The sequence below is a fragment of the Bacillus sp. JJ1521 genome (assembly GCF_036965165.1).
Taxonomy (GTDB): domain Bacteria; phylum Bacillota; class Bacilli; order Bacillales; family Bacillaceae_L; genus Ferdinandcohnia.
On the sequence record NZ_JBALOX010000084.1, the window covers coordinates 1 to 11,752 of the forward strand.

The 11,752-nt window shown below is 39.7% G+C and carries 9 protein-coding genes and 1 pseudogene; 8 read left to right on the forward strand and 2 right to left on the reverse strand.

Annotated elements, in window-relative coordinates; translation table 11 throughout:
* Window position 1 precedes the first annotated feature (1 nt).
* The 7 genes and pseudogenes from hisF (at window position 2) to V7147_RS13000 (ending at window position 8,248) form a co-directional block, all read left to right on the forward strand.
* Window positions 2–746, forward strand: a pseudogene (gene hisF, locus V7147_RS12970) (imidazole glycerol phosphate synthase subunit HisF).
* Window positions 743–1,363 carry a bifunctional phosphoribosyl-AMP cyclohydrolase/phosphoribosyl-ATP diphosphatase HisIE gene (gene hisIE / locus V7147_RS12975; protein WP_335368282.1) on the forward strand — a complete coding sequence of 207 codons (621 nt, stop codon included), beginning with the start codon at window positions 743–745 and terminating at the stop codon, window positions 1,361–1,363. The pseudogene hisF and the gene hisIE overlap by 4 nt, the downstream one beginning before the upstream one ends.
* A gap of 353 nt (window positions 1,364–1,716) precedes the next feature.
* Window positions 1,717–3,207, forward strand: a complete 1,491-nt coding sequence (locus tag V7147_RS12980; protein ID WP_335368283.1) for a tetratricopeptide repeat protein — start codon at window positions 1,717–1,719, stop codon at window positions 3,205–3,207.
* Between the two features lie 101 nt (window positions 3,208–3,308).
* Window positions 3,309–4,253: a thioredoxin-disulfide reductase gene (gene trxB, locus V7147_RS12985; RefSeq protein WP_335368284.1), complete on the forward strand. Its 945-nt coding sequence runs from the start codon at window positions 3,309–3,311 to the stop codon at window positions 4,251–4,253.
* A gap of 109 nt (window positions 4,254–4,362) precedes the next feature.
* Entirely contained in the window at window positions 4,363–6,003 is a 1,641-nt protein-coding gene (locus V7147_RS12990; RefSeq protein WP_335368285.1) for an amidohydrolase, read from the forward strand.
* Window positions 6,004–7,071: an ABC transporter substrate-binding protein gene (locus V7147_RS12995; RefSeq protein ID WP_335368286.1), complete on the forward strand. Its 1,068-nt coding sequence runs from the start codon at window positions 6,004–6,006 to the stop codon at window positions 7,069–7,071.
* Between the two features lie 97 nt (window positions 7,072–7,168).
* Complete coding sequence (locus V7147_RS13000) at window positions 7,169–8,248, forward strand: ABC transporter ATP-binding protein (RefSeq protein WP_335368287.1); 1,080 nt, start codon at window positions 7,169–7,171, stop codon at window positions 8,246–8,248.
* A gap of 171 nt (window positions 8,249–8,419) precedes the next feature.
* On the opposite strand, the gene V7147_RS13005 is transcribed toward V7147_RS13000, so the two are convergent.
* Window positions 8,420–9,202 carry an ABC transporter permease gene (locus V7147_RS13005; protein WP_335368288.1) on the reverse strand — a complete coding sequence of 261 codons (783 nt, stop codon included), beginning with the start codon at window positions 9,200–9,202 and terminating at the stop codon, window positions 8,420–8,422.
* Between the two features lies 1 nt (window position 9,203).
* Window positions 9,204–10,028 carry an ABC transporter permease gene (locus V7147_RS13010; protein WP_335368290.1) on the reverse strand — a complete coding sequence of 275 codons (825 nt, stop codon included), beginning with the start codon at window positions 10,026–10,028 and terminating at the stop codon, window positions 9,204–9,206.
* A 343-nt stretch (window positions 10,029–10,371) separates the two neighbouring features.
* On the opposite strand from V7147_RS13010, the gene V7147_RS13015 reads away from it, so the two are divergent.
* On the forward strand, window positions 10,372–11,655 hold the full coding sequence (locus V7147_RS13015) for an NAD(P)/FAD-dependent oxidoreductase (RefSeq protein ID WP_335368289.1): 1,284 nt from the start codon (window positions 10,372–10,374) through the stop codon (window positions 11,653–11,655).
* Window positions 11,656–11,752 lie beyond the last annotated feature (97 nt).

The window sequence follows — 11,752 nt, forward strand, 5'->3', positions numbered from 1 at the left end:
AATAATTCCATGTTTGGACGTAAAGGACGGCCGTGTTGTAAAAGGAATTCAGTTTGTCGGGCTTCGTGATGCAGGTGATCCGGTTGAACTCGCAAAATTCTACGATTCCGAAGGTGCAGATGAACTCGTTTTCCTCGATATTTCAGCCTCTCATGAAGGTCGTAAAACAATGGTTGAGGTTGTCGAAAAAGTCGCAGCAGAGCTTGCGATTCCATTTACTGTTGGAGGCGGAATTAATTCCTTGGAGGATATGAAAAAAATCCTTCGTGCGGGTGCGGACAAGGTTTCTTTGAATACGGCAGCTGTTACAAATCCTGACCTAATCAAAGAAGGGGCAGACTTCTTTGGCTCTCAATGCATCGTTATTGCAATTGATGCCAAATATGATGAGGAACTGAGTAAGCTGGCGAGTATACACACACGGTGGGCGCAAAGCAACCGATTGGGAGGTTGTCGCTTGGGCACAAGAAGCAATCAACCGCGGTGCTGGTGAGATGTTATTAACGAGCATGGACGATGATGGGAGTAAGGATGGCTTTAATCTAGAATTAACAAGACGTGTAAGTGAAGCTGTTTCCGTACCTGTCATCGCATCAGGTGGTGCTGGAAATGCACAGCATTTTGTGGAAGCCTTCACTGAAGGCAAGGCGGACGCAGCCTTAGCCGCAAGCATTTTTCACTACAAAGAAACATCCGTTAAAGAGGTTAAAAATGTTTTAAAAGAGAAAGGGGTCAATGTCCGATGAACACACCAGACATTAAATTCGACGAAAAGGGACTTGCTCCAGCTATTGTTCAGGATGCAATAAGCAAAGAGGTTTTAACACTTGCCTATATGAATGAAGAATCTCTACGAAAGTCTATTGAAACCCGTGAAACTTGGTATTATAGCCGCTCTCGTCAGGAACTTTGGCATAAAGGGGAAACATCAGGTAATACACAAAAGATTATAGATATGAAGTATGACTGTGACAAGGACGCGATTCTTGTTTTAGTTAGGCCAGTAGGACCTGCATGCCACACTGGAGGCTATACATGTTTTAGTGAATCTCTACTTGGGGAAGCAAAAGGAGTAGCATCTGACCGCTTTGCGATCCTCAGCGAACTTGAAAAAGTAATCGCGGAGCGCGAAGCAGAAATGCCAGAGGGAGCCTATACGACATACCTATTTGATAAAGGGGTAGACAAGATCCTGAAAAAAGTCGGTGAAGAAGCTTCTGAAGTAATCATTGCAGCGAAAAACCGTGACCACGAAGAGTTAAAATGGGAGGCTGCAGACTTAATTTATCACTTGCTCGTCTTACTTCGCGAACAAAAGCTTCCACTTGATGACGTATTGTCTGTTTTACAAAAAAGAAGATAACTTTTTCCTTAGGGTGCTTATCCACAAATAAGCACCCTTTATCTAATCCTTTATTTTCCTGGAAATTTAATAAATTATCCACGATATCCACACTATCCACAATTAAGTCTTCGTTTTTGTGCATATGTCCCTCAAATTCAGTAACCGCACTAGATTATTCACATAAAGTAAAGAGTTGTTCACATCACCCGCATTACCCACAAATTACCATGCATATTTCTTGAAAAGAATTTACTTTTAGCCAAGCAACCCTATGTGTAACAGGTTTAATGTGGTATACTACGTTGGGAAATAATTTTATTCGGGAGGGGATCAAACCCCTCCTGTTCATTTGACTTTTTTGGAGGACCCTGATGGAAAAACAAAACAGAAAAGAAAGACAGCATGCATCAAAAGTAATTCCGTTTATCCAGACGGGAGAATATTATTTTAAAAAAGGATTAAAGGCGTATCGCCAGCATGATATATATAAATCGATTAAACATTTTAAACGGGCGATTGAGCTTGAACCGAAAGAGCCGATGTTTTTATGTCAATTATCGGTTGCACTAACAGAAATCGGTGACTATGTACTATCAAATCAGTATCTTACTAAAATAGTGGATGATCCAAATTTTGATATGCCTGAGTGCTTTTATTTTATGGCCAATAATTATGCACATTTAGGTTTGTTCCAAGAGGCTGGAAAGCATGCAGAATGGTATTTGGATCGTGAACCTGATGGAGACTTTGCGGAGGATGCCGAGGATTTACTAGATCTATTGCGCCTCGAAGATGTTGACTTTGATGATCCTACCAACCAGCAGGATGAACTTATCGTGAAGCAGGAACAAGCGCGTGAATACCTTGAAACAGGAAGATTGGACGAAGCGTTGACCCTTTTGAAGGAAATCATTCGTGAGTACCCGGAATTTTGGTCTGCTTATAATAATTTAGCGCTTGCCCATTTTTATTCAGGCGATGTGGAAAATGCATCTGAGATTCTTGATGAGGTTTTAAGTAAAAATCCTGGGAATCTTCATGCACTCTGTAATTCCCTTGTCTTTTTGTATTATCAGCGTAAAAATCAGCAGGTAAAAGAGCTGACGAAGCGATTATCACTTATTCATCCGATTCTATTTGAGCATCGTTATAAGCTCGGTGCAACTTTTGGGTTAATCGGACGTCATGATCTTGCTTATAAATGGCTGCGGAATCTACATCGTAGCGGCTTTGAAGGGGACGAAACCTTCTATTACTGGCTGTCCTATTCTGCCTATTTTACGGAACATCATGATGTTGCCAAAAATGCATGGAAACGAGTGCTTGAGGAAAATCCAAGTAAAAAGGGTTCCGCTCCATGGGAATCTGACCGTACAAAACCAATAAGTGATGTTCTCGATCGTTGGTTAACCGGCGATTTTATTGAGGAACGCTTATATGGTTTATTTTTAGCGAGCAAAACAAATTCATCTCTGGCACGTAAGGATTTAAAACATATTCAATTTCATGCGACACTGGAGCAGGAATTTGCAAACTATGTGTTTACAAAAAAGAAAAAAACGGGAAAAATTCCGTCTTACATCATTGATGGCTACAATATTGCAGATACTTTATTTACAAAAAATAAACACGATGAATCTGCAAATGAAGAGCTTTATTTAACATGGTTGATGATATACGATGAGGCAGTTAAACGTCAGTTCAATGTGTCTAATTGGGAGGCATGGGCTGCTGCAACGGAATACATTTGGCGTAATCATCAGTCACGGACTATTACACAAAAGCAGGTTGCGGAAAAATATAAAATTTCGAAAGCAACGGTCATGAAATATGTGAAATTTGTTAAAGAACTCCTACACTGAGCATATTAATAGCGGATTTTGTCAGAATTTTATAGGATAGGGGTAGGAAATACTAAACGATATATCAAATTCCACCCATGGAAATAAGGAGAGACGAAAAAATGACGGAAGAAAAAATTTATGATGTCATTATTATCGGTGCTGGACCAGCAGGTATGACTGCTGCCGTATATACATCTCGTGCAAACCTATCAACATTGATGCTTGAGCGTGGGATTCCGGGCGGTCAAATGGCAAACACAGAGGAAGTTGAAAACTATCCAGGCTTTGATCATATTTTAGGACCTGAGTTATCCACAAAAATGTTCGAGCACGCGAAAAAGTTCGGTGCAGAGTATGCGTATGGTGATATAAAGGAAGTCATCGATGGGGAAGAATATAAAACTGTTGTTGCAGGTAGTAAAGAATATAAAGCTCGTGCTGTAATTATCTCAACTGGTGCGGAGTATAAGAAAATTGGTGTACCGGGTGAAAAAGAACTTGGTGGCCGTGGCGTTTCTTATTGTGCAGTATGTGACGGAGCATTCTTTAAAAACAGAGAGCTTGTTGTTATTGGTGGCGGAGACTCTGCGGTTGAAGAAGGGGTGTACTTAACACGTTTTGCTACTAAGGTAACAATCGTACACCGCCGTGACGAGCTGCGTGCACAAAAAATCCTTCAACAACGTGCATTCGATAACGAAAAAGTGGAATTCATCTGGAATCACACAGTTAAAGAAATTAACGAAAAAGACGGCAAGGTTGGTAGTCTAACTCTTGTGAATACACAAACGGGTGAGGAAATGGAGTATGGCGCAGATGGCGTATTCGTCTACGTTGGTATGCTTCCACTTTCAAAACCATTTGAAGCTCTAGGCATCACAAACGAAAATGGTTATATCGAAACAAATGAAAAAATGGAAACAAAAGTACCTGGCATCTTTGCAGCAGGCGATATCCGTGAAAAGTCACTTCGCCAAATCGTAACAGCAACAGGCGACGGAAGCATCGCTGCTCAAACCGCTCAGCATTATATAGAAGAACTATTTGAAAAAATAAAAGCATGATACCGAAAGCACCTCCGAACATCTTCGTTTGGAGGTGTTTTTTTATTTTTGGCACGGTATTTGCATAATAAATTCACGATAGATTTAGTTATTTGAGGGGGATTGCGGGTTGTATGCAGATATTATTATAAAAGGAAATGCGATCTTTACAGGGAATGAGTCTTATCCAATTAAAGGAGCCGTTGTGATCAAGGACGATAGAATCCTTAGTGTGAGCAAGATTGAAAACGTGAGTGATTATATGGGTCCGCACACAAGGGTCATTGATTCAGGTGATAAGCTTGTTTTACCCGGATTTCATGATTTCCATTTGCATCTTGTGTTGGGAAGTATGTTTAGCGAATTCACCACACTTACAGAATGTTCATCAGAAGAAATGGCTGCTCAAAAAATGTATCAATATGCACAAGAGAATCCAAATGAACCTTGGATATTGGGATTTGGTTGGCATCATGTACGGTGGCCAGGGAAACAAACCCCTACCCGCCACTCGCTTGACCAACTCATATCCGACCGACCGGTGTTCCTCTTAAATGAGGAGGCACATAGTGCATGGGTAAATTCAAAAGCCCTTAAACTTTTAAACATCACGAGTGAAACGGAAGACCCACCATTTGGTTTAATTGAACGTGATAAGTATGGTGAACCTACTGGATTTTTATATGAAACTGCTGTAAAGCTTGTTGCTGAAAAAGCCTATCGATTCTCAGAAGAAAAACAGCGAAAATTAATGGATGCTTTTTTAAAAAATACGGCTTTCTACGGAATTACATCAGTAAGCGATATGCTCCCACTGCCTGGCTTTGAATTAGGTACTCCATCCTTCTATGCGACATATGAAAAAAAAGGCAAATTAACAACAAGAATCCACTTTTTATCTGCTCTCGATGGGGACCTGTCGAAGGCAAAATCTTATCGTGAACTATATCAATCCGATAAGTTGCAGTTTTCCGGCTTGAAACAATTTATTGACGGGGTTCCAAATACGTACACGGGTTATTTAATAGAGCCTTATTCAGACAGACCTGATACAAGAGGCGGCATATTGTTTGAAGAAGAAACGTATATGAAATGGATAAAAGAAGCCGATAAGGAAGGATTTCGGATTCGACTGCACGCATGTGGGGATGGGGCAGTTCGATTTGGACTGGATTGCTATGAAGCAGCCCAGAAGCAAAATGGAAAGAGGGATTCTAGACATACGATTGAGCATATTGAGGTTATTCATCCTGATGATATCAACCGTTTTGAGGAGCTTCAAGTCATTGCATCGATACAGCCTGAGCATATGAGTGCTGAATCAATGGAGGGACATACATATCTTGATCGACTTGGGCCGGAACGTTCTCGTTATACATGGCCAATTGGATCGCTGAAAAGAAGTGGTGCACCCATTGCTTTTAGCAGTGACTATCCGGTTGTGGATATGAACCCGATGATTGAAATCTACCGTGCGGTAACAAGAAGAAATGCAGACGGAACACCAAATGAAGGTTGGAATCCACAAGAAAAAATAACACTAGCAGAAGCCCTACAGTTTTACACAAAAGCGCCTGCTTACGGAAATTTCCGCGAGAATGACCTAGGAACTTTAGAGGTTGGAAAAAAGGCAGATGTAGCCATATTGGATAGAAATCTATTTTCAGTAGATGTGAATGAGATTTTAGATACGAAGGTTGCGATGACAATTATGGATGGAAAAATCATTTACACAAGAGAACAAACAAAAAAGCTTGAAGGGGCAATGTGAATGGATAAGAAAATGAAACTAGTCGCAATTGCATTTGTTTTCATAATGATGACATTTTTATCCGCGTGTGGGGGAAGTGAAGCTGGAGGAGCAAAGAAAAAGGATGAAAAAGTATTAAATTTATTTAACTGGGCGGAATATTTACCACAGGAAGTGATTGATCAATTTGAAGAAGAGACGGGAATAAAGGTTAATTACGATGCGTATTCAAGCAATGAGGAAATGATGGCAAAATTACAAGCAGGAAATACACAATACGATATTGCCGTAGCCACGACATTTTTCGTTGATATCCTATTAAAACAAGATTTAATTCAAAAAATGAATAAAGAAAATATCCCAAATGTTAAAAACTTAGATTCTAAATTTACGTCAGCAGAATTTGATAAAGAGGGGGACTATTTTATTCCATATCTATGGGGTTCAGGTGTTTTATTTCAGAATACAGACCTCGTTGATTTTGAGATAAAGGGCTATAAGGATCTATTTAGACCTGAGCTTAAGGATAAAATTGTCTTACCTGATGACCAACGGGGTGTAATCGGGTTAGCCTTACAAATGCTTGGTTATTCCATGAATACAACGGACGAAAAAGAATTAGCAGAAGCGAAAGAAAAGCTTTTAGAGCTTCGTCCAAATATAAGGGCATTTAATACAGAGCCTAAAACGATGATGATATCAGGAGATGTCGCAGCAGGAATGGCTTGGACAGCCGAGGTATTTAATGCCCAAAAAGAAAATCCAGCCATTGTTCCGATTATTCCAGAAGAAGGCCTCATGGTTTTCCATGATAATTTCGTCATTCCAAAAGGTGCACCACATCTTGCAAATGCGGAAAAATTTATTGATTTCTTACTTCGCCCTGAAATCAGTAAAATCATTTCAACAACTTATCCGTACGGAAATCCTAACTCTGAAGCATACAAACTACTTCCGGAGGATTTAAAAAATAATAAAGTCGTATATCCAGATCTCGGGCAAGTTACAAATGTTCAACAAGCGCTTGATATTGGGGAAGCAACACAACTGTACGACCGGATTTATAGTGAATTAAAAGCTGGTAACTAGAGTGTAAATGGTGGATTCGTATAAACGGGTCCGCCATTTTGGCATGTTTTTTGCAACTAATACTTACAAAGATACCAACGAGGGGGAGGATAATGTAATGTCAGCTAACATGGTCGAGCTACGAAATATCAACAAACAATTCGGGGAAACGAAGGTTGTCCAAGATGTTTCATTAAATGTAAAAGAGGGGGAGTTTCTAACATTACTAGGACCAAGTGGATGTGGAAAAACAACAACACTGAGGATGATTGCCGGGTTTGAACAACCAACCTCTGGAAGCATTTTATTAGATGGTAAACAAGTAGAAGGAATTCCTGCAAATCAACGAAATGTAAATACCGTCTTTCAAAGCTACGCATTATTTCCGCATATGAATATTTTTGATAACGTGGCATTCGGCCTTAAAATGAGGGGTGAAGATAAGCGTGTAATCAAAGAAAAGGTAACGAAAATGTTAGAGCTTGTTCGATTACAGGGCTATGAGACGAGAACCCCGGCGCAGCTTAGCGGTGGTCAAAAGCAACGGATTGCGATTGCCCGAGCGTTAATTAATAATCCAAAAGTAATTTTATTAGATGAGCCACTGGGAGCATTAGACCTCAAACTACGAAAACAAATGCAGGTTGAATTAAAACATCTTCAACAACAGCTTAAAATCACCTTTATTTATGTTACGCATGATCAGGAAGAGGCTCTCACGATGTCGGACAGGATCGCAGTTATGAATAATGGATTCATTGAACAGCTAGGTTCACCGACTGATATATATGAAAAACCACAAACTAAGTTTGTAGCAGATTTTATCGGAGAAACGAATTTATTTGAAGGCGAAATATCAAGGTTGGATAACAGCTATGCTTATTTAGATTTTGGTGGTAAGGAAATTGAAGTAAAGAACGAAGGCCTAAGGGTTGGGGAAAAAGTATTTGTGACGATTCGTCCAGAGCGTATAAAAATTGTTGGGGACCAATCCCCGAAAACGAATTCTGTAAAATTAAAGGGAAGGTTTAAGGAGCTTATTTATGTCGGATCAGTTTCAAAAATGGTCGTTTTACTCGAAAATGGGAAGGAAGTTGTTGTGAATGAACAAGCAGCTGGCTCCCAAACACATGACTACATAAATAAAGATATCTATTTAACTTGGGGAGTCGACCATGGGGTTGTGATGAAAGAATAGTTCAGACTGTTGACAAACGCTCGCATACTTCGTTGCTTGCCTCACTCGCCCGCTCATGAAGGCAACTTCTATTCGCGTCTTCCTTCGGCTGCGTGCCTTGTCTGGCGAGCGTTTTCAAGACAGTCTGAATAACAAAAAGAGCTTGGATATTATCCAAGCTCTTTTCAATTCCTATCCATTTTTCCTCATTAGCAATCGTTCTCCGACAATAACGATACCAAGGGTTACGACAAGCATTAATGTAGATAATGCGTTAATTTCAGGTGTTACCCCGTACCGAACCATTGAGAATATTTGTAATGGCAGTGTTGTACTTCCAGGACCTGCGACGAAAAAGCTCACAATTACATCATCCAAAGAAATTGTAAATGAAAGCAGTGCACTAGCTACAATCGCGGGACCTATAATCGGCAAAGTAATAAGTCGAAAGGTTTGCCATTCACTTGCCCCTAAATCCATGGCTGCCTCTTCCACAGAACGATCAAACCCTTTCAAACGGGCTCTTACCACGACGACAACATATGGAATACAAAATGTAATATGAGAAATAATGAGTGTCCAGATTCCTAATGGCATTTTTACCATTGAAAAGAATGCTAGTAATGAAATCCCCATCACAATCTCCGACATGACAAGGGGAATATAAAGCATTCCATCTAATGCTGATTTTCCTTTGAAATGATATTTGTACATCCCTACAGATACAAGGGTTCCTAAAATGGTAGAGGCAATCGTTGAGACAATCGCTACTATAATTGTAATTTTGGCTGCCTCAAGAACTTGCGTATTAGACCAAAGCTTTGCATACCACTCAAATGTAAATCCCGTCCAAACAGCGTTGAGCTTTGATTTATTAAAGGAAAACAAAATCAAAATAAGAATGGGTAAATACAAAAAGGAATAAATAAGAGACCCATAAATGATCGATGACCATTTTGTAAACTTTGAACTCACCTTACATCACCCCCAAATCATCTTTATTTCCTTTTGAAATCCGTAGATAAACAAAGATTAAAATCATTGTTAAAATAACTAAAATGACGGATGATGCTGCGCCAAATGGCCAATCCCTTGCCGTGAGGAATTGATTTTTGATCAGATTTNNCATCATCGTTTTTGCTCCACCCATAAGGTCTGGAATGAAAAAGAGCCCTAAGGTTGGAATGAAAACTAGTAACGAGCCTGCAACAATCCCTGGCATTGTTAAAGGAAGTGTAATTTTCATAAAGGTTTGCCAGCCTTTTGCCCCTAAATCACTGGCAGCCTCTAAGTATGATTTATCAAGCTTCTCAATCGAAGCGTACAAAGGGAGTACCATAAATGGAAATAACGTGTACACAAGTCCGATTAAAATGGCTCCGCTATTGTAAAGCAACGCAAGTGGTTCTGAAATAAAACCGATACTCATTAGGAGATGGTTGATGACCCCTTCGGTACGTAGCAAAATAATCCATGCATATGTACGAATCAGCGAGTTCGTCCAAAAAGGAATAATAACAAGAAACAATAGGAATGTTCGATACTTAGATGGAGAACGGGCAATCAAATACGCAAAAGGATAACCAAAAATTAAGCAAATCACGGTGGTTGCTGTTGCCAGCAAGATCGACATGAGCAAGATGTCCAAATATAAAGAATCAAAGAAACGGGCGTAATTCTCCAAGGTAAACACGTATTCAATCCCACCATACGTACCTCTTGTCATGAAACTGACAACAAGAATTAAAACAATCGGTATAAATAAAAATGCGATCATCCAGAATGTTACCGGGGATAACATCCAGATGGGACCTAAACTCTTTGTCCTCCTCTTTCTCGGTCGTTTTGTGTGCAATTCGACCGGTTGACCTGTTGATAACTCTTCTTTATTCAATTTCGACCCCTCCTGCATGTAAAGCGATTACCTTTTTATTATGCAAGATTCATTCCAACCCTTAAAATATCCGAAATAAAAAAATAACAAGAAAACCCAATGGGGAGTTATGCACATATGAATAACTTATTCATATGTGCATAATGCCTATCCACATCAATCTATCTATACAAAATTCAACTGTAAATTTCTAACTTGGTATGATACTTGCATTATTCTTTTTTGGAAACAAACGGAAACATGTAGGAGAGTGGACATTTTGAAACAAGTTTCAATGTGGGAAGCAACGTCAAATGAGAGAAAACAACGTTCATCCTTATCTGGTAACCAAGAGTGTGATGTGGTCATTATTGGAGGAGGTTTTACGGGGCTGTCGACGGCTTATCATTTGCAAAAGAAAAACATCAAAACAATTGTACTTGAAAAAGGCTATCTTGGGTGCGGTGCGAGCGGTCGAAATGGCGGTCAAGTTTTAACAGGTTTCATAGACTCCATGAGTTCACTTGCAAAGAAAAAAGGCTTGGATTCGGCGAGGCAAATGCTCCAAATGTCTTTGGATTCGATTGATTTAATTGAACGGATAAGTAAGGAAAATGAAATAGCCTGTTCCTTTAATCGTTCCGGTCATCTCTATGCAGCCTATAAGCCCACACATATCGACTGGTTAAGGGAAGAACAGGAGGTGCTAGAAAGGGATTTTAACTATAAGGTTCAGGTTATTGAAAAGAAAGATTTACAAGCTGAAATAAAGACTGATTTTTATCATGGTGGTTGTATCGATGAAAATAGTGCAACCTATCATCCTTTTAACTATGTGCTTGGGTTGGCAGAGACGGTAGAAAAATACGGAGGCACCATCTATGAAAATTCTGAGGCACTTCAAATCATAAAAGCTCCAAATCGTAAGGTCATCATTGAAACCCCAGAAGGAAGGGTAACTGCAGAGCATTTAGTGATCGTTACAAATGCCTATTCAGGAAACCTGCATAAAACCATTTCACGAAGCATTATCCCAGTTGAAAGTATTATGATTGCTACTGAACAATTGCCGGAGGAGCTCGTTTCCAAATTAATTCCAAAAGCTAGAGCAGTCTATGATACAAAGCACATGCTTTACTACTTCAGAAGAACCCCTGACAATCGAATGGCATTTGGAGGGTCTGGCAGGTCATTAAGCGGTGATACGGCCCCACTTTACCAAAAATTAAAAGAAGGAATGGACTCGGTTTTTCCGGAGTTAAGTAAGTATAAGGCTGAATTTTGTTGGAGCGGGAAGGTTGGGTTTACGAGAGAAATGCTCCCGTACATTGGTCAGCTCGAGGATGGGACTCACTTTGCTTTTGGCTATGCGGGTCACGGTGCCGCAATGTCGACATTAATGGGCAAGCTTCTAGCAGAAAATATCCTCTCTGAAAACAATGGCAAAAATCCTTTTGAAAAAAATGATTTGCGCCCCATTCCGTTTTATAGCCAGCATGGGAAAGTAGTTGGGCTAATGAAGTATTATTTTAAAGTTAAAGACGCCATCTCATAATAGGTTCAATAAATGCGTGCATATAATAGTAATGAATTCGAAAGAAAAAGCATTTAAATATAAGTTCAAAAAGGAGGGGGAAAAGGACCGCGTCGAC